This is a genomic window from Dokdonia sp. Hel_I_53 (assembly GCF_007827465.1).
Classification (GTDB): domain Bacteria; phylum Bacteroidota; class Bacteroidia; order Flavobacteriales; family Flavobacteriaceae; genus Dokdonia.
The window spans coordinates 894234-918036 of record NZ_VISL01000001.1 but is presented as its reverse complement, the minus strand read 5'-3'; the positions used below and the strand labels follow the sequence as shown (position 1 = coordinate 918036).

At 35.9% G+C, this 23803-nt stretch carries 26 protein-coding genes; 11 read left to right on the top strand and 15 right to left on the bottom strand.

Annotation, left to right across the window (positions count from 1 at the left end; all coding sequences use genetic code 11):
- The first annotated feature begins 3 nt into the window (after positions 1-3).
- Both OD90_RS04035 and OD90_RS04030 read left to right on the top strand, forming a co-directional pair.
- Positions 4-522, top strand: coding sequence for a peroxiredoxin-like family protein (locus OD90_RS04035; protein ID WP_144666943.1), 519 nt, complete (start codon positions 4-6; stop codon positions 520-522).
- A 9-nt stretch (positions 523-531) separates the two neighbouring features.
- A complete protein-coding gene (locus OD90_RS04030) occupies positions 532-951 on the top strand; it encodes a hotdog fold thioesterase (RefSeq protein WP_144666940.1) in 420 nt (139 codons plus the stop codon).
- Positions 952-1546: 595 nt separating this feature from the next.
- On the opposite strand, the gene OD90_RS04025 is transcribed toward OD90_RS04030, so the two are convergent.
- From OD90_RS04025 to OD90_RS03985, 9 genes are all read right to left on the bottom strand, one after another.
- On the bottom strand, positions 1547-2794 hold the full coding sequence (locus tag OD90_RS04025; RefSeq protein WP_144666937.1) for a serine hydrolase domain-containing protein: 1248 nt from the start codon (positions 2792-2794) through the stop codon (positions 1547-1549).
- A 7-nt stretch (positions 2795-2801) separates the two neighbouring features.
- Entirely contained in the window at positions 2802-4037 is a 1236-nt protein-coding gene (locus tag OD90_RS04020; RefSeq protein ID WP_144666935.1) for a S41 family peptidase, read from the bottom strand.
- Between the two features lie 842 nt (positions 4038-4879).
- Entirely contained in the window at positions 4880-5260 is a 381-nt protein-coding gene (locus tag OD90_RS04015) for a hypothetical protein (RefSeq protein ID WP_144666933.1), read from the bottom strand.
- A gap of 12 nt (positions 5261-5272) precedes the next feature.
- The gene (locus OD90_RS04010) at positions 5273-6112 is read right to left on the bottom strand and encodes a TIR domain-containing protein (protein ID WP_144666930.1); all 840 of its coding nucleotides are present in this window, start codon (positions 6110-6112) and stop codon (positions 5273-5275) included.
- Positions 6113-6562, bottom strand: coding sequence for a TIR domain-containing protein (locus tag OD90_RS04005; RefSeq protein ID WP_144666927.1), 450 nt, complete (start codon positions 6560-6562; stop codon positions 6113-6115).
- 646 nt (positions 6563-7208) lie between these two features.
- Complete coding sequence (locus OD90_RS04000) at positions 7209-7535, bottom strand: hypothetical protein (protein WP_144666924.1); 327 nt, start codon at positions 7533-7535, stop codon at positions 7209-7211.
- On the bottom strand, positions 7528-7884 hold the full coding sequence (locus tag OD90_RS03995) for a hypothetical protein (protein ID WP_144666920.1): 357 nt from the start codon (positions 7882-7884) through the stop codon (positions 7528-7530). Before OD90_RS03995 ends, OD90_RS04000 begins: the two co-directional genes overlap by 8 nt.
- Positions 7885-8588: 704 nt before the next feature.
- Positions 8589-9308: a hypothetical protein gene (locus tag OD90_RS03990; RefSeq protein ID WP_144666917.1), complete on the bottom strand. Its 720-nt coding sequence runs from the start codon at positions 9306-9308 to the stop codon at positions 8589-8591.
- Positions 9309-9490: 182 nt separating this feature from the next.
- Positions 9491-10162, bottom strand: coding sequence for a hypothetical protein (locus OD90_RS03985; protein WP_144666914.1), 672 nt, complete (start codon positions 10160-10162; stop codon positions 9491-9493).
- 498 nt (positions 10163-10660) lie between these two features.
- Here OD90_RS03985 and hisG point away from each other — a divergent pair, with 498 nt between their 5' ends.
- From hisG to OD90_RS03950, 7 genes are read left to right on the top strand one after another with little or no spacing between them, the layout of a single operon-like run.
- Entirely contained in the window at positions 10661-11521 is an 861-nt protein-coding gene (gene hisG, locus OD90_RS03980) for an ATP phosphoribosyltransferase (protein WP_144666911.1), read from the top strand.
- A gap of 36 nt (positions 11522-11557) precedes the next feature.
- Positions 11558-12853, top strand: coding sequence for a histidinol dehydrogenase (gene hisD / locus OD90_RS03975; protein ID WP_144666908.1), 1296 nt, complete (start codon positions 11558-11560; stop codon positions 12851-12853).
- A 49-nt stretch (positions 12854-12902) separates the two neighbouring features.
- Positions 12903-13952 carry a histidinol-phosphate transaminase gene (gene hisC, locus OD90_RS03970; protein ID WP_144666905.1) on the top strand — a complete coding sequence of 350 codons (1050 nt, stop codon included), beginning with the start codon at positions 12903-12905 and terminating at the stop codon, positions 13950-13952.
- Positions 13952-15088, top strand: a complete 1137-nt coding sequence (gene hisB / locus OD90_RS03965; protein ID WP_144666902.1) for a bifunctional histidinol-phosphatase/imidazoleglycerol-phosphate dehydratase HisB — start codon at positions 13952-13954, stop codon at positions 15086-15088. Before hisC ends, hisB begins: the two co-directional genes overlap by 1 nt.
- A complete protein-coding gene (hisH, locus tag OD90_RS03960; RefSeq protein ID WP_144666899.1) occupies positions 15088-15669 on the top strand; it encodes an imidazole glycerol phosphate synthase subunit HisH in 582 nt (193 codons plus the stop codon). The genes hisB and hisH overlap by 1 nt, the downstream gene beginning before the upstream one ends.
- Complete coding sequence (gene hisA, locus OD90_RS03955) at positions 15666-16409, top strand: 1-(5-phosphoribosyl)-5-[(5-phosphoribosylamino)methylideneamino]imidazole-4-carboxamide isomerase (protein ID WP_144666896.1); 744 nt, start codon at positions 15666-15668, stop codon at positions 16407-16409. The genes hisH and hisA overlap by 4 nt, the downstream gene beginning before the upstream one ends.
- Positions 16410-16416: 7 nt before the next feature.
- Complete coding sequence (locus OD90_RS03950) at positions 16417-16956, top strand: DinB family protein (protein ID WP_144666892.1); 540 nt, start codon at positions 16417-16419, stop codon at positions 16954-16956.
- A gap of 30 nt (positions 16957-16986) precedes the next feature.
- On the opposite strand, the gene OD90_RS03945 is transcribed toward OD90_RS03950, so the two are convergent.
- The 6 genes from OD90_RS03945 to OD90_RS03925 form a co-directional block, all read right to left on the bottom strand.
- Positions 16987-17826, bottom strand: a complete 840-nt coding sequence (locus OD90_RS03945; RefSeq protein WP_144666889.1) for an alpha/beta hydrolase — start codon at positions 17824-17826, stop codon at positions 16987-16989.
- 62 nt (positions 17827-17888) lie between these two features.
- Positions 17889-18257, bottom strand: a complete 369-nt coding sequence (locus tag OD90_RS03940) for a cupin domain-containing protein (RefSeq protein WP_144666886.1) — start codon at positions 18255-18257, stop codon at positions 17889-17891.
- The gene (locus OD90_RS03935; RefSeq protein WP_144666883.1) at positions 18248-18793 is read right to left on the bottom strand and encodes a hypothetical protein; all 546 of its coding nucleotides are present in this window, start codon (positions 18791-18793) and stop codon (positions 18248-18250) included. Before OD90_RS03935 ends, OD90_RS03940 begins: the two co-directional genes overlap by 10 nt.
- 11 nt (positions 18794-18804) lie before the next feature.
- Positions 18805-20325 (bottom strand): helicase HerA-like domain-containing protein, encoded by a 1521-nt coding sequence (locus OD90_RS03930; protein WP_144666880.1) that lies wholly within the window; start codon positions 20323-20325, stop codon positions 18805-18807.
- A 339-nt stretch (positions 20326-20664) separates the two neighbouring features.
- Entirely contained in the window at positions 20665-20805 is a 141-nt protein-coding gene (locus tag OD90_RS13130) for a hypothetical protein (RefSeq protein ID WP_186434708.1), read from the bottom strand.
- Positions 20806-20837: 32 nt separating this feature from the next.
- Positions 20838-20996 (bottom strand): lmo0937 family membrane protein, encoded by a 159-nt coding sequence (locus tag OD90_RS03925; RefSeq protein ID WP_144666877.1) that lies wholly within the window; start codon positions 20994-20996, stop codon positions 20838-20840.
- 629 nt (positions 20997-21625) lie between these two features.
- On the opposite strand from OD90_RS03925, the gene OD90_RS03920 reads away from it, so the two are divergent.
- Together OD90_RS03920 and guaA are read left to right on the top strand one after the other, a co-directional pair.
- Positions 21626-22078, top strand: coding sequence for an Lrp/AsnC family transcriptional regulator (locus OD90_RS03920; RefSeq protein WP_144666873.1), 453 nt, complete (start codon positions 21626-21628; stop codon positions 22076-22078).
- A gap of 185 nt (positions 22079-22263) precedes the next feature.
- Positions 22264-23796, top strand: a complete 1533-nt coding sequence (guaA, locus tag OD90_RS03915; RefSeq protein WP_144666870.1) for a glutamine-hydrolyzing GMP synthase — start codon at positions 22264-22266, stop codon at positions 23794-23796.
- The last annotated feature ends 7 nt before the right edge of the window (positions 23797-23803 follow it).

Here is a 23803-nt window from a genome sequence, read left to right as displayed (position 1 = left end):
ATTATGAATAGACCAACACCAAAACATAAAGCACCAAATTTGCAGTTTCCATTATTAGATGGGAATCAGTGGCATTTAGAAGACCAACATCCAGATAACTTTACTTTAGTTGTTTTTTATCGAGGATTGCATTGTCCATTATGTAAAAAGTACTTACAACAATTACAAGAATTGTTACCCGAATTTGAGCAAAGAGGTGTGAATACCGTAGCAGTAAGTATGGATACTGAAAAGAGAGCAAGACTTGCTCGTCAAAAGTGGGAATTGTCTAATCTTGCCTTAGGTTATGGCTTATCTGAAAAATCAACAAGAGACTGGGCTTTGTATTTAAGTGCAGGTGTAAAAGAGGGTGAACCAAGTGAATTTAGTGAACCAGGATTATTCTTAATAGATAATAACAATCAAGTTTATTATTCAGCAATAAACAGCAATCCTTGGGGAAGACCATATTTACCGTCTTTTGTAAAAGCAGTAGATTATATAGTTCAGTCAGGTTACCCAGCAAGAGGTGAAATGTTGTAACCTAATGTTATGGACACAATTACAAAAGAGCGATTAATAAGGCTGGCAGAAGAAGATATTCCCATTCATAAATATTTTGGTTTAAAAGTTGAAGCAATTGAAAAGGGATTCATAAAAGTAAAAGTTCCTTTTAGAAAAGATTTGGTTGGTGATATTCGCACTAATCATTGGCACGGTGGGATTATAGCTTTAATATTAGACACTATTGGTGGTGCTATTGGAATCACTAATTTTAAATCGCCAGAAGACAAGCTTTCAACTATTGATTTGCGAGTTGATTATTTAACATTTGCAGACGGAAAAGATTTAATTTTTGAAGGAAAGTTGGTTAGAATGGGAAATCGAATAATGGTAGCTAAAATGAAAGCTATTCAAGGCGAATCTGTGGTTGCAGAAGGTAAAGGTGTTTATAATTTTATTCGAGCGTGATTTTCAGCTTGCGTACAACAGGCCACTGCATAAAGCGAGTGCGGCATTTTGCTGATTTGCTTTAGTTGTGGATCTGTATTTGTTTTGTCTAAATATACACTTATTTGTGGTTCTGTAAGCCGCACATAGAGCTTTCAAAAATGCCTCATTCGCTTTATGCTTGAGTTGTAGCTGGTTGCAACTACGTTTCGAATTGTCTATAATTTGGCTGTACGCTTTAAGGCATTTTTGAGCAGTGGCCTGTGGCAGTCTGATTAAGTAGGGCGGGAGCTTTAAAATTTACTTTTGATGTATTCCTAATTTTAACAAAGCCACAAACTTTACCGCTTATGTATTCCTTAAGATGGTTATGAATTTTACAGCGGAGCCATACGACCACGCGTTAATGCGCTGGAATGCTTTTGCCTTCGATAATTATATACTATTATAAGTATGCGAGCCCTCTAGCCAATCAGACTGCCACGGTTAGTATATGAAAAGTAGGCAATTTCGAAGCACTAAACTTTCGGTTAAGCACAAAGTTTGATACGAGCCTAAACCTTTGATTTTACTACTGTTTCGCCTATTTTTTATATACATTGTTCTACGCAGTTTTTTATTCTTTTAGCTTTTTCGAGTATTCTTCTAATTTATTATATATTCCGTAGTAAACATCAACGCCTTCTTGATTTTCAATGTTCGTATTTACTAATAAGATTCTTCCTATTTTGTCTTTTGGGTTGAAAAACATTAATGAGGATGCACCTGGGTCTCCACCTGTATGACCTATATTACCTGTTCCTGAAAAGCCCATAAATATGCCGATGTTATATTCGTCTTTGTAAGGATGATTGGCATTTCTTTCGGTGAAATTTTCAGCTTTTAGTTGTCTTTTAAAGAGTTCATTATAGCTGGCTTTAGTGAGTAGCGTTCCATTTCCATAATATCCTTTCATTATCTCGTTCAAATATTTCGCTAAATCATTAACGCTTGTTAAAAATCCGCCATCAGGATAGGTGATTAATGAATAATATGGAACTTCGATTTTTGGACTTGAATAAAGTTTTGAAACTTTATCAAAGTTTACATCATCATAGCTCCAACCTGAATTATTCATTTTTAAAGGTTTAAAAATATGCTCTGTAGTAAATTCAGCATAAGATTGATTGGAAACAACCTCAATAATATATGCAGCTAAAGAGGCACCTACATTGGTATATTCAAATAATTGTCCCGGTTTATTTTTGGTAAAAGCATCCTTTTTATACCATTTGCCATTTTCAGATAAATAATTTTCTAAAAATTGTGATAGAGGAATTTTAGAATCGCTTGGATTAAAACTTTGTGGGATGTTCTCAATTTTTATTAATGTACTATCTATTTTGTCTTTTAATACATAAGCTCTACCCATATAATTTTCTGTATCAATAATTGTTGAAGTATGAGTGGATAGCTGTCTTACAGTAATTGGTTCATTATTAAAGTGTGGGTTTCTAACTTCAAAGGGAAGATACTTATTTATGGGGTCGTCTAAATTTAAAAGACCTTTTTCCTGTGCCTTTAATAGTGCAATTCCAATAAATGTCTTAGAAACTGATGCTATTGGCTGAACTGTATTTTTGGTGTAAGGCTTATTTGATTTTAAGTCAGCAAATCCAATACCTTTTTCATATAAAATACCTGTTGAATCTACTATTGCGACACCCAATCCGTTGAAGTAATTTTTACTATTTAACGTTTCTATTTCTAAAGTTAAACTATCCTTGATTAACTGATTTCTTGATACTTTTTTAATTGTATTGTTATTGTGCTTGCAGGAAATCATTAAGGTTATTGCAAAAAATGATAGTAGTATTTTATTCATTCTTTTTTTATTTTGTTTGATTATTAATCAGTTCAATTCCATTTTCGAGAATTTCATCTTTCTTAATGGTTGTTTGAGCTATAAAATTTGTTGGAATATATTTTTCTCGTGGTGTTCCATTTACGTGGTATAATTTTGCGACTGAAAGACGATAACTATAGTTTCTGTGCTTAAAAGGAAATCCATTCATTTCACCTGCTAATCGTTGCATTTCAGAGCCAATTATTGTGGCTCTTTCCATCCCTTCAAAACCTATAGCAAGTCCTTCTCCCATACTGCCTGTCCATCGTCCCACTAACATCACCACAGGCTTTTGATAAATTTCGCCTCTTGGACTGACATATTCTATCCAACTTCTTTCAACTATTGTATTACCATCATATTTCTCAAATACCTGATGCTTTTGATAGGGTTTGGGTTCATCAATAAATCTTCCCATTATTCCACGAGCAACATATGAATTTCCACCACCGACTGTATTTCTTAAATCAATAATGAGTCCTTTGGTATTCATTAATTTTTCAAATGCTTTATCAAATTCGTTGATTAAACTGTTATTACCTAACGAATTATTTAACCTTATTATTCCGATATTGTCTTCAATGGTTGACGTTATAAGTTCAGAGCTTTGTTTGAATTTGAGTTTATCCAAATCAAATTCTATAGTGTCATCATTCGCCAATTTTAAAGTGAGTATTCTTGGTTGATTATATCGACCTGCCAAAATTTTGTTAATAATCCATTCTCGAACTTTTTCAGAACTTTTGTCATTACAATGTGTTGGAAATTGTTCAATTGCTTTGTCAAAATCAATTCCATTGATTTTCAATATTTCTGCTCCAATTATTTCTTGTTCAATATTTTCTAATTGCGTTAGCCATACATTAGAAATTACTGGTTGTCCATTTTTTAGAGTTACATAAACTGGCGAATGAAGTCGAAAAGACGAATTTCTATTTGTGTTTAACATCAAATGACTATCATGAAACTCGTCTAACAGATATTCGAAAAACAGAACTGTTTCTTCTTCTGATTTTATATTTGGTATTTGGCTATTATAATATTCAAGAAGGCAATTTAAATCAACATTTTTATCTTTTTGATAGACATAATACTGTGAAATATCATTCAACATTTGATACAAGTCTTCCTTTATTTGGCTGTGGTTGATTTCACTTTTTTGTGAAAAAACAGACGAAAAGTTTAGAAGAATTATTGCGAATATTAATATATGTTTTTTCATTCAGTTTAAGTTTTGTTCAAATTGCGTAGAACAGGCCACTGCATAAAACGAGTGCGGCATTTTGCTGATTTGCTTTAGTTGTGGGTCTGTATTTGCTTTGTCTAAATATACACATATTTGTGAATTTTTTGGCCGCACATAGAGCACTTCGACAAGCTCAGCATAACACCTTCAAACTTGTCTCCGACGAGCAAAGCGAGAGGAAGACACAACATTCGCTTTATGCTTTAGTTCTTGCATCCGACGCAGGAGCACAGCGACTAAGAGGAATGCACAAGTTGCAACTACGTTTCGAAATTTCTATAATTTAGATATATACCTAAAGGCATTTTTGAGCAGTGGCCTCTAGCCTCCGACGAATGAGGCACGAATGAGAGGAAGGCTTACTGATTAAGTCCCATCACCGACGAATGAGGTACGAATGAGAGGATGATGCAAGGAGCTGTAAAATTTACTTTTGATGTATGCCTAATTTTAACAAAGCCAGAAACGTTAGCGTTTATATATTCCTTTAGATGGTTATGAATTTTATAGCGGAGCCATACGACCACGCGGTAATGAGTTGATGTGCAAAAACCTTCGATTATTATATACTTTTACAAGTATACGAGCCCCCTAGCCAATCAGACTGCCACGTCTCCGTATATGAAACGTAGCGTGTTAAAAGACGCTATCTTTTCGGATTATACACGAGCCGAATTTTTAAATTTTTCTTTTTATCTTTATTTTACTAAAAGCCAAATTTAAAAATTTGGCGGTCTTCGCAAATACACACAAACCTTTCGGAAAGCCTATATTAGCTATGTTTTATATACATTGTTGGCATTTCGTTTTATTTTCCGCTACAACGATTCAATGAAACTTCTAACATTGTCCCAAGTCCAAGATTCGCATAAGATTCCGTGCAATTCCGTGGGTTTATTTACACTTGTCGCACCGTCAATATAAATTCCACGAACTCTAACGCCTTCGTCTTTCGCGCATTGAACTTCCCAAAGCGCACCATCTGCATTTTTTAAGTTTTTAGAAACCAAAACTATCATTCCGTGACATCCTTTAATTTTAGTCCTGCATTTGGTTTTCCATTGAGAACTCCAAGGTTCTTTTACGGACATATCGACAAATTCGTAAGGTACTCTTGCGTTTTTGGCCATACCAGTAAAAAATATTTTACTCGTTTTATCTTCAATTGCAAAAGCAACAAATACTCTTTTTTTATTCATAGAATTATATTTTTAGCATCCACATTTAGGTAAATATGGTAAAATCAAATATCCAAGGTAAATAAGTTCTAAAATACCCAATACTATAACGAACACTCTAAAGTATTTCACTATATTTTTCTCCGTTTCAGAATTTGGTTTATATTTAATTTCTTGAGTTAGTATTTTCCATTCATCCTCGAACATATTTGTTCGTAACTGCTTTTCTATTTTGTCAATTACTTTAAATTTTCCTTTATTAAGTAAAGCATAAGAATTGATGAGTTTTTCCCAAGAATAAGAAATTAATAAAGCTAATGCCGTAAGGACTAACATACCGATAACTACAGGTATTGTAAAACCAAAAGTTTTACCAAGAACAAAACCAATTGATATTATTGTAGAACTAACAGTCAAAAATAAATTATTAACTTTTAAACGACTGTCAGTTACTTTTTCGGTTGAGCTTACCATTATTTTGTATTGCTCAAATTTTAACTTTCGGTCATCTTCAAAAACTTTATCTAAAAAAGAATAACAATTTTCGGCTTTCTCAAAAATCTGAAAACCTTGACAAAACAAAATTGACTCTTGCGAAGCAGAAGGTAGTTTGTAGCCAATAATTCTTTTATTCAAATCTTTAGCTTTTGCATATTCCCAAATTATTTGCTCGCTTTCAAAGGTGTCTGCTCCTACAACAAAAAGAACAAAATCAGATTCATTCATTTTGTCTTCAACAAATTTCTTCCAATTTTCCGAATGTTCAATTTCTTGCTGTACAGCGATGAAATTTTTCGATTCCGCAAGTAATTCAGCAATAACACTTTGTGTTGCTACTAAATCAGTACTTCTATTACATACAAATAATTTCATCTAAACTGAATCAATAATATTTTCTAAATTATCCCAAGACCAAGTTATTATTTCAGAACCTTTTAATTCTTTTGGTATTGCGCCTCTATTCTTTTTTTTGATGTGCATACCGTAAATTGGTATTCTTTCTTTTTTTGCACATTTAATTTCCCATCTTGTTCCGCTTGAATGCCAAGTGTTTTTACTTAAAAGCACAATTACTGCATCGCAAGATTTTATTCGTTTTCTACATTCAGTTTTCCATTTTTCTTCTGCCCACGGTTTTTTAACTGACATATCTGTAAAGCTAAAAGGTGAATTTTCTTTTTTAGACTGGTTGACTAAATCATTTCTATACTTTTCATCTTTCATCGAGAAGCTTATGAATATTTTTTTCTCCTCTGAATTATTATCAAAAATTGATTTTGCTATTAAAGCAACTATTCCGACACCAATTATTGCTGGTAGCATATATTTTATTCGATTTAACTTCTGTTAGCTGACTTTCCCAAAATGAATGCCAACAGGCCACTGCATAAAGCGAGTGCGGCATTTTACTGATTTGCTTTACTTGTGGTCTAACTTTGTTTTGTCTAAATATACAGTTATTTTTGGGTCCGTCAGTCGCACTTAGAGCTTTCAAAAATGCCTCATTTGCTTTATGCTTGAGTTCTTGCATCCGACGCAGGAGCACAGCGACTAAGAGGAATGCACAAGTTGCAACTACGTTTTGATTTTTATATAATCTAGCTGTATCCTTTTAGGCATTTTTAGCCATGCCTCCGACGAGCAAGGCGAGAGGAAGGCACATAAATCTCAAATTGAATCTCCCTACTAAATATTACTAAGATTATGCAAGGAGCTGTAAAATTTGCTTTTGATGTATACCTCAAATTATGACAAAGCCAGAAACTTTACCGTTTATGTATTCCTTTAGATAATTATGAATTTTTCAGTGGAGCCATACGACCACGCGGTAATGAGCTGATGTGCAAAAACCTTCGATATTTATATACTTTTATAAGTTTGCGAGTCCTCTAGCCAATCAGACTGCCACGTTCCGTGTATGGTGTAGTAGCATCCCGTAGGGTGCTATGCACTATACACATTGTTGTGCTTAGTTATTTTTTAATTTTTCTTTTAACTCATCAATTCTTCCTCCCAGTAATAGATTGTAATAATCCTTCGCAGCATCAAGGTGATTCAGTTGGATTTTATAATTCTCTTCTTCTCCAAAATTTCCGAAAAGCGTTAGACATTTATGGAGTTCAAGCACAAATTCATCTTTATCAGCTCCGTAAACTCCAATCCAAAAACCTCCATGTTCATCATCCATTTCTGGTAAGTCATTTAGAGCTTTCTCCAAATCCGATTCCGTTATGTTGTCCTTATCATAACCAGCAGCGTATTGAATATAAGACCCTTCAATTTCAATTTTACTCATTTATAAATTCTTCAAGTAGTTCGTAAAATTTTGTGATTGACTTTTCGTGTTGTTCTTTGCTGACTTGAGAATCATAGCCTTCCCATTTTATCGTTTTAGGATTCAAACTTAATGTCACCGCAAGAATCATGTTTTGCCAACCCGCAGTAGATTCATAAAACCCAAGTTTTTCTGCAACCCAATCATGAAAATTTTGTTTCTTCTCTTCATATGGTTTAATTAACTTATGTTCTTGAAGTGCGAACGAATAACCATCTAAAAAAGTCCTGATGCTCTTTAAACTCAATTCGCCTGTCCACATTGCAGGTCGAGCTTCCATCTTTTTTAGTATTTCGTAATTTTCTTTCATTTTTAATTAAGCACAACAGGCCACTGCATAAAGCGAGTGCGGCATTTTGCTGGCTTGCTTTACTTGTGGGTATGTATTTGTTTTGTCTAAATATACACTTATTTGTGGTTCTGTAAGCCGCACATAGAGCTTTCAAAAATGCCTCATTCGCTTTATGCTTGAGTTGTAGCTGGTTGCAACTACGTTTCGACCTGACTATAATTTAGATATATACCTAAAGGCATTTTTGAGCAGTGGCCTCTAGCCTCCGACGAGTCCCATCACCGACGAGAGAGGCACGATCGAGAGGATGATGCCGATGAGAGGATGATGCTAAGAGCTGTAAAATTTACTTTTGATACATTTCTAATTTTAACAAAGCCAGAAACTTTACCGCTTATGTATTCCTTAGGATGGTTATGAATTTTACAGCGGAGCCATACGACCACGCGGTAATAAGCATATGTGCAAAAACCTTCGATATTTATATACTTTTATAAGTATGCAAGCCCTCTAGCCAATCAGACTGCCACGGTTTTGTATATGGCTCGTAGCGTGTAAATTAGCGATTATTTTCGGATTGAGCACAAGCCAGATTTTTAAATTTTACTATTTATTTTTTTATTGGAAATCGTCAAATTTAAAAAATTGGCGATTTCCAAATATTCCTTAGCTTCGATTGAGCAACTAATTAGCTATGAGCTATATACGTTGTTGCCATTTCGTTATTTCCGCGAGAGTTCGGTGCATTTTTCATCAATTCCGATTGCCTCTTGACTTTCTAAAAATTTATCTGTCATTATTTTATTCATCGGATATTCTCGATACGCATCTATTAGACAGTCGCAATATTCGTTAATATTATTGGTTGTCTCGAATTCTGTTCCGGTTAATTCCTTAATCCAATTTTCCTTCATTGATTTCGCAACGTTATCAGTCCATTTCATAGAAACTGAATTTAAGCATTCGTCAATTCCGAGTTCGAGAAATTTAGGACTTGATTGTATTTCTTTAAAAACATCGTTTGCTTTATCGCCTTCCAATTTAAGTTGATATTTCGCTTTTAATTCTGGGTCGTTAGTTATTTTTTCCACATAACATTCGCAATATTCTTTACGCTCTTCTTCATTTGGAATTACTCTAACATTACCGTCAATACATTTTCCCAATGGAATTTTAAGTCCGTTAATCGTCACGAAATTTTTCGGAACTACATAACTGCTCAAACTAAAAAATGCGACAATTGCAAAGATGACAAATGAAATTCCGAAATATTTTAAGAAAGCTAAAGACTTAAATTTTAGCTTTTCTCTTGATAATCCGCTACCAATTAACCAAGTCGATAAAATCAGCATCAGTAATACAGGAACAATAATCTCTGGTCTAAAAAATGAACCAAGTTGGCGACTTGCGTCTATAAATTCTTTTCCAGCTCCGTAAAGCAATAAAAGTCCGATTATAATCTTAAATGTTTTCAGCGTAATGTTTTTTTATAATGAATGGCAACGGTTTCGTATAACCGTCAGTTACGGCTTAAAGTTAAACAATCTTTCGGCAGAGACCGACGGTAGCAATTCCGAGTGGATTCGGACGCAGTCGAATCCGCCGTAATTGCGGTTATACATTGTTACCACACGTTTTTTTCTTTCAGTGTTGATTTATATTCTTTATTCGCACTTTCCAATATTTTCTTCTCAAATAATTTCGGAAAGTACTTCATAATTATGGTCGATTTGAATTTGGCAAATCCGCTAACTTTTTGGTCTGATTTTTTCCATAAGCTTTTAGCATCCTTTTCAGTTAGGATTTTTTCAATTCCGTTTTTAGAGTCAATTTTTATTAACGGAAATTCAGGTTGATTTTCTCCACAAAGCGTTATTTGCTTCCCTAATTCCGCACTTATAGTCTTCATAAAATCCGTTACCTTTTTCAATTCCAATTCCGATTGTATTTCAGAAGGATTAATATCAAACTCGATTTGGTCAATAAGAAAAAAGTAGCACTTGACAACAATTCCGTCCAAATCAATTGTTGCAGATTTGGTTTCCAGTTCGCCAGTTTCGTCTGCAAACATTTTTTTCACATATCCGAAGTCAATTTTGTCTGCCAAATTATCTTCATAAATTCCAAAAGTCAATTTGTAATCAGAGTTCAATAAGTCAACCACTTTTTTCCAATCCGAAATCGTTGTGTTTTGAACATAAATATCTCTTAAGGCTCCATCCTTTTCAAATATCCATTCTATGTCTTTCCAATTTCTCAATGTTGCTCTTAAATGTGTGGTAACAGGCCACTGCATAAAGCGAGTGCGGCATTTTGCTGATTTGCTTTATTTGTGGGTCTGTATTTGTTTTGTCTAAATATACACTTATTTGTGCTTCTGTAAGCCGCACATAGAGCTTTCAAAAATGCCTCATTCGCTTTATGCTTGAGTTGTAGCTGGTTGCAACAACGTTTCGATTTTTCTATAATTAGGCTGTATACCTAAAGGCATTATTTGTAAAGTTATGGGCGAGTTCTATATTAATAGACGGATGAAGCACGCATCTTTGCTTAGTTACGGCAGTTACTTAACCCAAATCAATAAAAAATCTTTTTTGGCGCATACGCTTGTTTATAAGAAATTCCCTTCTTAGCTTTGTACCACAATGAAAACAAATTTTACACATCATCATCATACTACACCAGTCGCTCAAGCGAGGTAGTTTGATATGTGCATACATCATATTTATAAACCCGTTTGAGATATTCAAACGGGTTTTTCTTTTTGGGTATCTCGAGTAAACTAAATGTAACCATGAGTCAAAAAATTAGAATTGCTATTCAAAAATCTGGACGTCTTAATGAGGAGTCCTTACAACTACTTAAAGATTGCGGGGTCTCTATCGATAATGGTAAAGACCAGCTTAAAGCCACCGCACGTAATTTTCCGCTAGAGGTATTGTACTTACGTAACGGAGATATTCCTCAGTATTTAAGGGACGGCGTGGTAGATATCGCTATTCTTGGAGAGAATACCCTTATCGAGAAAGGGAAAGACTTGCCTATTTTAGAAAGATTAGGCTTTTCAAAATGTAAAGTATCGCTGGCCATTCCTAAAGGTCAAAAATATGATTCTGTAAAAGATCTTGAGGGCAAACGTATTGCGACTTCGTACCCTAACACCGTAAAGGAGTATTTAGCTTCAAAAGGAGTAACGGCAGATTTGCATATTATTAATGGCTCTGTAGAAATAGCACCTAGTATCGGCCTGGCAGATGCTATTTGTGATATTGTTTCTAGTGGGAGTACATTATTTAAAAATAACTTAAAAGAGGTGGAGCAAATGCTTACCTCAGAAGCGGTACTTACCGTTTCGCCTTCAATCACAGAGCAGCGCCAGCAAATTCTTAATACGCTTAAATTTAGAATGGAGTCTGTTTTAAAAGGGCGCAACTTTAAGTATGTGTTACTCAACATACGCAATGAAAAGTTGGATAAAATTATCGACATTTTACCGGGCATGAAAAGTCCTACTGTATTGCCACTGGCAGAGTCGGGGTGGAGTAGTGTACACTCCGTGGTAGATAAAAATAAATTCTGGGATATCATAGAGGAGCTAAAAGCAGAAGGTGCAGAAGGGATTCTTGTGTGTCCTATTGAAAAAATGGTTTCTTAACAATGTACTAGACGCACTCTCATTAAACATATTGCTATGAAAAAGATTTACAACCCTGCACCCTCCACCTGGGAAGCCCTATTACAACGTCCTACCCAAACGGTAGCAGACATTGAGGCAACGGTTACGGATATCTTTAAGGAGGTAAAATCCAAAGGAGACGAGGCGATTGCAAAATATACCTCCATCTTTGATAACATATCCCTAGAAAATTTTGTGGTTTCACCTACGGAGATTACAAATGCCGCAACGCAAGTACCGCAGGACCTCAAAGATGCCATCCAACTGGCAAAAGGGAATATAGAGCGTTTTCACAGAGCGCAACAGACCTCACGCATATCGGTAACTACCGCTGCGGGTGTCGACTGTTGGCAAGAAAAAAGACCTATTCAAAAAGTAGGTTTATACATTCCTGGAGGTACGGCACCCCTTTTTTCTACTATTTTGATGCTTGCTATTCCGGCTGCCATTGCGGGATGTAAAGAGATTGTTTTATGCACCCCACCAGATAAGGAGGGAAAAATCAACCCAGCCATTTTATACACCGCACAACTGTGTGGTGTGACTCAGATTTTTAAAGTGGGCGGGATTCAGGCTATTGCGGGTATGACCTTTGGTACTGCCACCATCCCACAGGTGTATAAGATTTTTGGCCCAGGAAATCAATTTGTAACAGTGGCAAAACAACTGGCGACTCAACATAATGTGGCGATAGATATGCCCGCGGGACCGTCAGAATTGCTAGTCGTGGCAGATGATTCGGCAAATGCGGCATTCGTAGCGTCAGACCTCCTGAGTCAGGCAGAGCACGGGGTAGATAGCCAGGTGATTTTGGTATCCACCTCTCGAGACTTACTAGAGGCGGTAGAAAAAGAAATAGAACTACAGATGAGTACGCTTTCGCGAAAGCGTATCGCCGAAGATGCCATTGCCAATAGCAAACTCATTTTTGTAGAAGATGATGCAACAGCACTAGCATTGATTAATGAATATGGTCCAGAACACTTTATTATTTGTGTAGAAAATGAATCTTTCTACATCGATAATATTGCAAATGCAGGTTCGGTTTTTATCGGGAATTACACTCCTGAAAGTGCAGGAGATTATGCCTCTGGGACTAATCACACCTTACCTACAAATGGATATGCAAAGCAGTATAGCGGGGTAAATCTAGATAGTTTTATGAAGAGTATGACGTTTCAAAAAATTTCGGCAAAAGGAATCCAAAACATCGGTCCCGCCATTGAATTAATGGCCGCCGCCGAAGGATTGGACGGGCACAAAAATGCCGTAACCTTACGTCTAGAAGCGCTCCAAAATTCTAACAAGTAAACGTATCTACTTATATAGGTAAGTACATACGATAGCATAACAGTAACAAATGAAAACAGAATTTGATTTACATACGTTAGTTAGAGCAAACGTTGCTGCCATGCAGCCGTACAGTTCTGCACGGGATGAGTTTAAGGATTTTGATCAAGAAATGATATTTCTGGATGCAAATGAAAATCCTTTTGACACTTCATTCAATAGATACCCAGATCCAAAACAGCGCGATCTAAAAACACTCATTACAGAAACTGAAAAGTTGGACAAAGCACAACTATTCTTAGGCAATGGGAGTGATGAAGTGCTAGACTTACTCTTTAGAGCTTTTTGTAATCCCGGTAAAGACAATGTACTTATTGTGCCTCCTACCTATGGAATGTACAAAGTACTAGCCCAAACCAATGATATTGGCATTAAGGAGGTGCCACTAGATTTAGACTTTCAGGTACAAACCGCTAAGGTTTTGGAAGCAGTAGATGCACAAACCAAGCTTATTTTTATTTGCTCACCTAATAATCCTACCGGTAACAGCATCGCTAGAGATAAAATTGAAAAATTGCTAGCCAATTTTAATGGTTTGGTAATAGTAGATGAAGCATATGTTGATTTTACAGACACCCAAAGCTGGTCACAACGTTTAAAGGATTTTCCTAACCTTGTGGTCGTAAAAACCATGTCTAAAGCTTATGGTCTGGCTGGATTGCGATTAGGGATGTGCTGGGCATCTTCAGAGATTGTAGCAATTCTCAATAAAATAAAACCACCGTATAACGTAAACGTACTCACCCAGCAGCAAACGCTGGCGCGCTATGCAAAAAAGCAAGAGGTGGCAGAGGAGATTGCAAATATCAAGATGCAGCGTGCTACACTAGCCGCATCTCTTAAGGAATGTAGTTTCGTGTCGCAAGTATTTCCATCAGAAGCAAACTTTATCTTAGCTCGCGTAGATGATGCAAACATGCGTTACCAACAGCTTATTGAAAAAGGTATTGTGATACGCAATCGTAGTACGCAAACCTTATGTGAAAATACCTTACGTTTTACCGTAGGCACACCCGAAGAAAATAACAAATTAATCACCGCATTAGATAGCTTAGTATAATGGCAAAAAAAGTATTATTTATAGATAGAGACGGCACCATCATTAAGGAAACGGTAGATGAGCAAATAGATGCCTTTGAAAAAATGACCTTTTACCCAAAAGCATTTACTTGGCTGGGCAAAATTGCGCAAGAGCTAGACTATGAACTAGTGATGATTACAAATCAAGATGGACTAGGCACAGACAGCTTTCCAGAAGATACCTTCTGGCCCGTGCATAATTTTATCATGAATTCTTTTGAAAATGAAGGGGTAGTTTTTGATAAGGTTTTTCTAGATCGCACTTTTCCGCATGAGAATAAAGATACACGCAAGCCAGGAACTGGGCTACTCACGGAGTATTTTTCAGAGGAATATGATTTGGAAAACTCTTTTGTAATCGGAGATCGATTAACAGACATGCAACTGGCTACAAACCTAGGAGCCAAAGGTATTTTTATCAATGATGAAACCCATCTAGGGACAGGAGAAATCACCGTTACAGAAGAGGAGCTTACTAAAGACATTGCGTTAGAAACCAGTGATTGGGAAGAAATTTATAAGTTCCTTAAAATGGAGCGCAGAGTAGCTACGCTTGCGCGAAAGACTAATGAAACCGATATCAAAATCGAGCTCAACCTAGACGGTACAGGTAAATCTAATATCGATACGGGCATCGCCTTTTTTGACCATATGCTAGACCAAATAGCACGTCACGGTCAGATGAATTTAAATATATATGTGAAAGGAGATCTTGAAGTAGACGAACACCACACCATTGAAGACACGGCAATCGCATTAGGTGAGGTATTTGCGAAAGCTTTAGGAAATAAATTAGGTATTGAGCGTTACGGTTTTTGCTTGCCTATGGATGACTGTCTTGCACAGGCAGCGATAGACTTTGGTGGTAGAAATTGGCTTGTTTGGGAAGCAGATTTTAAACGTGAGATGATCGGTAAGATGCCTACAGAGATGTTTTACCACTTTTTTAAATCCTTTACAGACGGTGCAAAAGCAAACCTAAACATCAAAGCTGAAGGTGAAAACGAGCACCACAAAATAGAAGCAATTTTTAAAGCCTTTGCTAAAGCTATTAAAGTCTCGGTAAAAAGAGACCCAGAGAAAATGATTTTACCCTCTACAAAAGGAATGCTTTAATGAAAATAGTAATCATAAACTACGGCGCCGGTAACATCCAGAGTATCAAATTTGCGATAGAACGGCTGGGATATACGGCAACTTTATCAGATAAAGAGTCTGAGATAAGAGCGGCAGATAAAGTGATTTTTCCTGGAGTAGGAGAGGCAAGTAGTGCCATGCAAAAATTGCGAGATACTGGTTTAGACACAGTTATTCCTTCCTTAACCCAGCCTGTTTTAGGGATTTGCTTGGGGATGCAATTAATGTGTGCCCATTCTGAAGAGGGAGATACCCAAGGGCTTGGTATTTTTGAGGTAGATGTGTTACGCTTTCGCGAAAGCGTAAAAGTCCCACAAATCCAATGGAACACCATTTCAGATTTAAAATCAGACTTCTTTAAAAATATACCCGAAGATTCTTTTATCTATATGGTGCATAGCTATTATGCAGCTATAACAGAAGAGACCATTGCCACCACAACCTATGGCATACCGTATAGTAGTGCCTTAGCAAAAGATAATTTTTACGGCACCCAATTTCACCCAGAAAAGAGCAGTGGTGTGGGTGAACAAATACTTAAGAATTTTTTAGAATTATGAGAATAATACCGGCAATAGATATTATTGAAGGTGCCTGCGTGCGACTTTCAAAAGGAGATTATAGTACAAAAAAGGTGTATAATGAAAATCCGCTTGAGGTGGCAAAGCAATTTGAGGCACACGGCATCAAACATCTACATCTTGTAGATCTTGATGGAGCTAAAAGTAAGCATATCGTAAACCACAAAATTCTTGAAGAAATTGCTTCCAAAACTAGCTTAAAAGTTGATTTTGGAGGGGGGTTAAAAACAGATGATGATTTGCGTATCGCTTTTGAGAGTGGCGCTGCCCAAATTACGGGAGGAAGTATTGCGGTAAAAAATCCTGATCTTTTTACCACCTGGATTAAAACCTATGGAAGTGATAAAATCATCTTAGGCGCAGATGCCCACCACCGTAAGATCGCCGTATCTGGTTGGCTAGAAGAATCTGATGATGACGTGGTAGAGTTTATCACAAACTATCAAGAAAAAGGAGCGCGCTATGTGATCTGTACAGATATTAGTAAAGATGGTATGTTAGAAGGCCCAAGTTTTGATTTGTATGAGGAAATTCTAGAAGCTTCCTTAAAAGTTTCTAAAGATTTTCCCATAAAATTAATTGCCTCTGGTGGAATTTCTACCTTTGTTGAGCTTCCTAAGCTAGCCGCTTTAGGTTGTGAAGGAACAATTATTGGAAAAGCGATTTATGAAAATAGAATCTCTCTAAAACAATTAGAAAATTTTATAGTATCAAATTAAGAGGAGAATGGATTTAGAGTGGAACCAAGAATTTAAGGATAATGCAATTTACCGTATTGATGAAAATGTACGTATGGTAAGCATAGCTCTTTCTAAAATTCAAGAGGAAGAAATATGGACGAAGCAAAATAGATCTCTAAATACGCTAGGGAATATGCTGCTGCACATATGCGGCAACTTAAAACAATACGTACTATCTAGTATAGGAGGAGAGGCAGATGATAGAGATCGAGATCTTGAGTTTGAAGTAGAAGATGGATTTAGCCGTGATGAACTTTTACAAAAATTATTATTCATTACGAGTTCTGTAAATAAAACCATAAGTGAAGCCACCGATGAACAACTGCTCACAACCTACAATGTCCAAGGATTTCAATTCTCTGGAATAGGAGCTATATTACATGCAGTAGAGCATTTTTCATATCATACAGGTCAGATTTCTTTTCAAGTAAAACTCATTATAGATGAGCCACTCGGCTTTTATGCGGGTATGAATCTTAATGCACGTAATGATAGTACCGTTGAAGGACTGGAAGACGAACTTTAAGGGCGCTTAATGTTTAGCTACGACAGATAGTTAATGCTCGATAAATTTTAAAATTTCGTCTCTCACTTCTTGTTGATAAAGAGAGTGTCCAAATCCTTCTGTTTCAATTAGTTTACTATTGGTAATATTTTTGTGAATAGCCCTAGAAGCCTCTATGGGAGTAATTCTATCAAACTTGTCATGAATGAGGAGGGTGGGCGTTTTAATTGCTTTTGCGAAAGCTGCTCCAGAAAAATCCTTAAAATTGAAGCCAAAACGTTTGACAACTAATTTTTCTAATGCTTTCATCGTACGCTCGTTGAGTCTTAGAATTTTTTGATAGTCGCTCATGATTTCAGAAAGTTCAGACGCAGGTCCTAGCAAAACTATTTTTGAAAGATCAGTATTTTTATAATGGAAGTTATGAAAAATAGTTGCTAAACTTCCAATGGAATGCGCGACAATCATCTCTGGTTTAAAAGCTTGTACCGCACTTTGGATAGCTTCGGCATATAAAGTCACATAAAGAATATTTCCTTTTGAGTGCCCGTGGGCAGGGGCATCTATTGCATAAATATCATAATCCCTTTCCTTAAGATCCTTTATAAGTAAGTGCCATCGATATGTATTGCTTTCCCAGCCGTGAATGAGTAGCACTTTTTTGCCTTTACCCGGCCAGTGGTACGATTGTAATTCATTTTTAGAAGTCTTCAATTTGATAGACTTAGCACCCTTTAAATACGCTTCTTGCTCCTCAGAAACCTTTCCCGCTCTAGGAGTGCAAAAGATATTAAAGGCTATTTTTGAAGCCTTTTTCTTGTCATAGAGGCTTATCGTATTAATTTTTGCTCCGATTGCTCTGGGAAGAAATTTTTGAAAGGTCTTTTTCAATTTGAAATGAGTGTTAGATAAGGTATTGTAATGTTTTAGGTCTTCTAAATAATTTGAAGAATTTATTCTCTATGTACGAAGTCTGGTGAAAATGCAGGGGTGCAAATCGCTATATACTCACAGGACTCTTCAAATGGATTACTATACTGTATGCGTGTATTTCGTTTAATTTTTATACTTTCTCCAGCCTCTAAAATTACTGTCTCTCCCTCGATAATAAACTGTTTTTTACCTTTAATAATATAGGTGTACTCATCAAACTCTGGAGTTTGAAAAGGTTCGCTCCAACCCGGAGGTGCCACCATATGTGCTATGCTAAGATCAGAATTACCATCTGTTGCGTTGCCCCAATGTTCTTCTATAAGCTTTCCATCATCTGTAGGCACAATAAAAGGGCTTTTTTGGATTGTATACTTTTTGTTTACTCCCATCCTATCTGTAAGTATTTAATGGGTGCATCATCAGGAATTTGAGAGAGTTCTATTTTTGAAGAGGTATTAAATTTTAGATCTCCTGGAAGGTGTTTCTTATCGATCGTAAAATATGCATCGCTTTCATTTACAAAAATAACAATAGCTCCTATTAAATTTTCTATGGATCTGATCGTATATGCATTCTGTATATCCTTAAACGTACTTTTGAGGGTAATCCCTTGATCCGTTTCATAACGATCATCAAACACTTGTATATATTTAACTTTTGATTCCTTAGTATTTGTTTGAGGAGTTAATTTTAATAATTTTTTCCCTCCTTTTTCAAAGACCGTGACTTCTCCTTGTGGAGTTCTAAAATCATTGCTACCACTATCATCCACTAAACTATCATTTTTAAAGACAATAGAAAGATCATTAATTGTTGTCGATTTTGATAAGGGTCCTACCGTGTCTTGAGTTATTTTGTGTGTATTAGCATCAGAACAGGAAGATAGAGTAAGTAATACAGCTGTAAGTGTGATATATATTTTCATTAGATTTTCTATTATTTTAACATTTTACCGAGTATTCCAAAAACTCCACGAATCACCGTGGCACTTGTGAGCACTTTAATTAATGCTTTAGAGGTGGCACTCTGTGTTTTTCTAGAGCTCGTTTTAGAGGCTTTTGCTCGCTCAGATTTAGCTTTCTCTTTGGCCTCAGCCTCATTGGCTTTTTCTATTTTCTGTTGGAGTAATTCATAGGCGCTCTCTCTATCAATTTCTTCGTTATATTTCTCTACTAATTCAGACCGATCATTAATTCCTTGAATTTCTTTTTGGGAAAGAATGTCCATACGTGACATGGGTGCTCTTAACATGGTGGCAGCTAGTGGAGTAGGACGTCCTTTTTCATCTAGTGCAGAAATTAATGCTTCTCCTATACCTAACGATGTTAAGACCGTCTTTGTATCGTAATACGGAGAATCTGGATAGTTTTCTGCAGTGAGTTTTATTGCTTTTCTGTCTTTTGCAGTAAATGCTCTAAGGGCATGCTGTACTTTTAATCCCAATTGACTCAAAACGCCTTCTGGTATATCGGTAGGATTTTGAGTGACGAAGTAAATACCCACGCCTTTTGACCTTATAAGTTTTACAATACTTTCTATCTGACTGTGCAATGCTTTAGAAGCTTCTTTGAAAATCAGATGTGCTTCATCTATAAATATGACTAGTTCTGGTTTATCACTATCCCCTTGCTCTGGAAAAGTGGCATAAATTTCGGCTAATAAACTCAACATAAATGTAGAAAATAACTTGGGCCTATCTTGAATATCTGTGAGTCTTATTACATTAATTACACCTCTTCCATCACTAGTCTTCCTAGTGAGATCATCAGTATCAAAAGATTTCTCACCAAAGAAAATATCTGCTCCTTGTTGTTCTAGCTCTACAATTTTACGCAAGATAGAGCCAGAGGAGGCAGCTGAGATACGTCCATATTCCTTAGTGATTTCTTCTTTACCTTCGTTAGTAGCATATTGAAGGATTTTTTTAAAATCCTTTAGGTCGAGAAGAGGTAATTTGTGATCATCACTGTATTTAAATAATATAGAAATAATACCAGACTGAGCCACAGTGGCATCAATAATTCTTGAGAAAAGAACAGGGCCAAATTCACTTACAGTAGCTCTTAACCTAACGCCATTCTGTTCTGAAAGCGTAAGCAATTCTACAGGAAAATCTTTTGGTTCAAACGGAATTCCTATTTTCTGATGGCGTTCATCGATCTTTGGGTGTCCAGTACTTGCTTTTGCAATACCAGATAGATCTCCCTTCATATCCATTAGAAGCACTGGGATCCCTTTGTCGGATAAGTTTTCTGAGATTACTTGTAGCGTTTTGGTCTTTCCAGTACCTGTAGCACCAGCAATAAGTCCATGCCTGTTCAAAGTTTTTAGAGGAACCTTTACGTGAGCATTTGTGATAGTTTCTCCATCTAGCATTGCTGCTCCCATAGTGATAAAATCACCTTTAAAGCTGTTACCCGCATTAATAAATTCTAAAAATTCTTGTTTTTTTTCCATTAGTGCTATTTAGGTGAGCGCTGTATTTGCTTTCGCGAAAGCGTACTCATCACAACTTATTTTAAAAATTTAAAAATACGTAATCTATAAAAAAGGCGTGATTTTTAAGAGCAGATTTATTTTTAAAGTTGAACACAAAACAGACATGTGGCTAACTAATAGTACAAGTTACTATTAATAATTAAAGCTCACCTATTCTTGGAAATTAAATTCATAGATCGTTGTATGTTCACTAACCAGTTGTATTAATTCTTAAAATGTAAGCATTAAAAAAGCCGCTTAAATTAGAGCGGCTTTAAAATTATAGGTCCCGATATTACAGGATGAAGTATGTGATACTTAATCTACAGCATCCTCCACGTCATCTGCTACATCTTCTACAGCATCTTCCATTTTTTCTCCAGTAGACTCTTCTCTACAGCTTGCAAATGAAAGAGTAAATAAGGTAATAACGGCTAGTGTTAAAAATCGTTTGGTCATCTTTTATTGTTTAGATTAATATTAAAAATTACTTATAATTTTCTTCCAGAAATAAGTCTGAAAATAATTACAATTACAGCAATTACTAAAAGGATGTGGATCAGGCTTCCTACTGCATCTCCAAAACCAAAATAGCCTACAAGCCATCCGATTATTAATAATACGATAATAAGTGATAAAATGTCTCTCATTGTTTTATAGATATTGATTAGTAAATTAAAATTAATCCGATAATTGATTTGAAATCATCTACTTAACAAGTTTTAACATATACTTCTTAAAATTAGCAAAATAGCTCATTAATTCTGTTGTGTATGCTGGATAGACCACAAGTGAAATCTTCTTTCAAGTCGCTTTATTTCTTTTACTAGATGATTTACTTCGCACTTGTGTCCTTGATATATAGAAGACAAATCGCTACAAATTTTGTTTAGTAAACGAAGACTTTCAGCTATTCTCTGTTGAAAGTGAATTTTTTTAGTGTAGTTTTTTGTCACTGAAGCTTGTGCAATTGTATATGGTAAAGAAACTGCTGTAGTGAGCAGTTGTTCATATAGTGATTGAGAAAGCACTATTTCCTTAGTTTGAGATAGAGAACTATAGTTTTTTCTAAGCTTCCGAGAAAGTGTAAACACCTCTATAGCACTCTTATAAATAGAGAGTTTTTGTATACAAGGTGTTTGTTTAAAAGTAGAAGATGGTTCGTATCTCATGACGAACTAAAAATACATCGACCCATGAAAAAAACAATTTAAATTTTAAAGTCAAAAGCATATTTACTTTATAAATTATTTATTTTTGAGTAAATACTTTAAAATTTATGGTAGACAACATTAATAATGGAATTCTGAGATGTTTACAAGAAAATGCAAGACAATCTAATACTGCCATTGGGAAAATTGTAGGTATCAGTTCACCTGCAGTAGCAGAGCGCATACGAAAAATGGAAGATGTAGGAATCATAAAGAGTTATAGGGCAGTAATAGCACCAGAGTTGATCGGGTATCAGCTCAAGGCAATTATAACCATTAGAGCATTTATGGGTAAATTGAAACCTTTTCTTGAGAATGTAAAAAAATGGAATGAAGTTGTAAACTGCTACCGAATTACAGGGAATGAGAATATCGTGATGGAGGTGGTTTTAAGAGATCAAAAGCATCTAGAGGAGTTTATTGATGTTATAATTACTTACGGAGAATCAAAAACGCAAATTGTATTATCACAAGTAGTAGCTCATCAACCCACTGTAAAATCTATTAATTATATCAAATAGATGTAATGAACTACATCATCTTGAGTTCTTTTAAGGGTTTTGCTTAAGATCCTCTTATTTCAAGTGTATCTAGATATAGAGATGTAAAAGGTGTCAAGCATCGAGTTTGTGAGGATGTGAAAAAAATCCCATATTTTCTTAATCTGTTAAGAGGATAACTGCTATAAACTTTGTTATTTTTGTCTATGCAAAATAATGTCCTTATCCTAGACTTTGGGTCACAGTATACACAACTTATTGCTCGTAGAGTACGTGAATTAAACATTTACTGTGAGATTAAGCCCTATAACAATCCTCCAGAAGATTTATCAAGTTACAAAGCAGTAATTCTGTCTGGTTCACCACACTCTGTGCGAGGAGAGGATGCTCCCCATCCAGATTTATCACAAATAAAAGGTAAAAAGCCATTACTAGGGGTTTGCTACGGGGCTCAATATCTTGCTCATTTTTATGATGGAAAAGTGGGGCAGAGTAGTACACGTGAATACGGTAGAGCAAATCTTTCCTTTGTAGCTCAAGATGAACCATTTCTTAAAGGGGTTTCACCAAGTAGTCAAGTATGGATGAGTCACAGTGATACCATAAAAGAATTACCGGGAAAAGCAGTTCGTATAGCATCAACAAATGATGTAGAAAATGCAGGCTATAAAATAGAAGATGAGGATACGTATGGGATACAGTTTCACCCAGAAGTATATCACTCTACAGACGGGAAAAAGATTTTAGAGAATTTCCTAGTACATATTGCCGGGGTGGCACAAACTTGGACACCAGATGCCTTTGTTGACACCACTGTTTCAAATTTAAAAGCACAACTAGGTGAGGATAGAGTTATCTTGGGACTTTCTGGTGGTGTTGACAGTACTGTAGCAGCCACTTTACTCCATAAGGCAATAGGAAAGAATCTGTATTGCATTTTTGTAAATAATGGACTGCTTAGAAAAAATGAATTTTCAGAGGTGTTACTTCAGTATGAAGGAATGGGACTCAATGTAAAAGGAGTTGATGCTTCGGCACGCTTCTTGGAAGCTCTGGAAGGTGAAAGCGATCCCGAAACAAAGCGTAAGGCTATAGGTCGTGTGTTTGTAGAAGTTTTTGATGATGAAAGTAAGTTAGTAGAAAATGCAAAATGGTTAGGTCAGGGTACTATTTATCCTGATGTGATAGAATCTGTAAGCGCCACTGGTGGCCCAAGCGCTACGATCAAATCACATCACAATGTAGGTGGCCTCCCAGATTATATGAAATTAAAAGTTGTAGAGCCTCTCAAAATGCTTTTTAAAGATGAAGTGAGGAGAGTAGGAGCTAGTATGGGGTTACCAGCCACTTTGTTAGGGAGACATCCTTTTCCAGGCCCAGGGTTGGCCATTAGAATCTTAGGAGATATTACACTTGAAAAAGTACGTATTTTACAAGAAGTAGATTATATTTTCATTCAAGGGTTAAGAGATTGGGGTCTTTATGATAAAGTGTGGCAAGCTGGCGCAATGTTACTCCCTGTAAACTCTGTAGGAGTAATGGGGGATGAGCGAACCTATGAGAAGTGTGTGGCTCTAAGAGCGGTAGAAAGTACGGATGGAATGACGGCAGATTGGGTCAATTTACCGTATGAATTTCTACAAAAAGTTTCAAATGATATAATTAATAAGGTAAAAGGCGTTAATAGAGTGGTATATGATATCAGTTCTAAGCCACCTGCGACTATTGAGTGGGAATAAAATAAAC

What these genes read in the sequence shown, in the direction of transcription:
- OD90_RS04035 (WP_144666943.1), top strand. Translation starts at nt 4, where the DNA reads ATGAATAGACCAACACCAAAACATAAAGCACCAAATTTGCAGTTTCCA.
- OD90_RS04025 (WP_144666937.1), bottom strand. Translation starts at nt 2,794, where the DNA reads ATGAATAAAATACTACTATCATTTTTTGCAATAACCTTAATGATTTCC.
- OD90_RS04005 (WP_144666927.1), bottom strand. Translation starts at nt 6,562, where the DNA reads ATGCTACCAGCAATAATTGGTGTCGGAATAGTTGCTTTAATAGCAAAA.
- hisC (WP_144666905.1), top strand. Translation starts at nt 12,903, where the DNA reads ATGAAAACAGAATTTGATTTACATACGTTAGTTAGAGCAAACGTTGCT.
- OD90_RS03985 (WP_144666914.1), bottom strand. Translation starts at nt 10,162, where the DNA reads ATGCAGTGGCCTGTTACCACACATTTAAGAGCAACATTGAGAAATTGG.
- OD90_RS03935 (WP_144666883.1), bottom strand. Translation starts at nt 18,793, where the DNA reads ATGAAAATATATATCACACTTACAGCTGTATTACTTACTCTATCTTCC.
- hisA (WP_144666896.1), top strand. Translation starts at nt 15,666, where the DNA reads ATGAGAATAATACCGGCAATAGATATTATTGAAGGTGCCTGCGTGCGA.
- guaA (WP_144666870.1), top strand. Translation starts at nt 22,264, where the DNA reads ATGCAAAATAATGTCCTTATCCTAGACTTTGGGTCACAGTATACACAA.
- OD90_RS03925 (WP_144666877.1), bottom strand. Translation starts at nt 20,996, where the DNA reads ATGAGAGACATTTTATCACTTATTATCGTATTATTAATAATCGGATGG.
- OD90_RS03940 (WP_144666886.1), bottom strand. Translation starts at nt 18,257, where the DNA reads ATGGGAGTAAACAAAAAGTATACAATCCAAAAAAGCCCTTTTATTGTG.
- hisG (WP_144666911.1), top strand. Translation starts at nt 10,661, where the DNA reads ATGAGTCAAAAAATTAGAATTGCTATTCAAAAATCTGGACGTCTTAAT.
- hisB (WP_144666902.1), top strand. Translation starts at nt 13,952, where the DNA reads ATGGCAAAAAAAGTATTATTTATAGATAGAGACGGCACCATCATTAAG.
- OD90_RS04015 (WP_144666933.1), bottom strand. Translation starts at nt 5,260, where the DNA reads ATGAATAAAAAAAGAGTATTTGTTGCTTTTGCAATTGAAGATAAAACG.
- OD90_RS04000 (WP_144666924.1), bottom strand. Translation starts at nt 7,535, where the DNA reads ATGAGTAAAATTGAAATTGAAGGGTCTTATATTCAATACGCTGCTGGT.
- hisH (WP_144666899.1), top strand. Translation starts at nt 15,088, where the DNA reads ATGAAAATAGTAATCATAAACTACGGCGCCGGTAACATCCAGAGTATC.
- OD90_RS03995 (WP_144666920.1), bottom strand. Translation starts at nt 7,884, where the DNA reads ATGAAAGAAAATTACGAAATACTAAAAAAGATGGAAGCTCGACCTGCA.
- OD90_RS04010 (WP_144666930.1), bottom strand. Translation starts at nt 6,112, where the DNA reads ATGAAATTATTTGTATGTAATAGAAGTACTGATTTAGTAGCAACACAA.
- OD90_RS04020 (WP_144666935.1), bottom strand. Translation starts at nt 4,037, where the DNA reads ATGAAAAAACATATATTAATATTCGCAATAATTCTTCTAAACTTTTCG.
- OD90_RS03950 (WP_144666892.1), top strand. Translation starts at nt 16,417, where the DNA reads ATGGATTTAGAGTGGAACCAAGAATTTAAGGATAATGCAATTTACCGT.
- OD90_RS13130 (WP_186434708.1), bottom strand. Translation starts at nt 20,805, where the DNA reads ATGACCAAACGATTTTTAACACTAGCCGTTATTACCTTATTTACTCTT.
- OD90_RS03930 (WP_144666880.1), bottom strand. Translation starts at nt 20,325, where the DNA reads ATGGAAAAAAAACAAGAATTTTTAGAATTTATTAATGCGGGTAACAGC.
- OD90_RS04030 (WP_144666940.1), top strand. Translation starts at nt 532, where the DNA reads ATGGACACAATTACAAAAGAGCGATTAATAAGGCTGGCAGAAGAAGAT.
- OD90_RS03920 (WP_144666873.1), top strand. Translation starts at nt 21,626, where the DNA reads ATGGTAGACAACATTAATAATGGAATTCTGAGATGTTTACAAGAAAAT.
- hisD (WP_144666908.1), top strand. Translation starts at nt 11,558, where the DNA reads ATGAAAAAGATTTACAACCCTGCACCCTCCACCTGGGAAGCCCTATTA.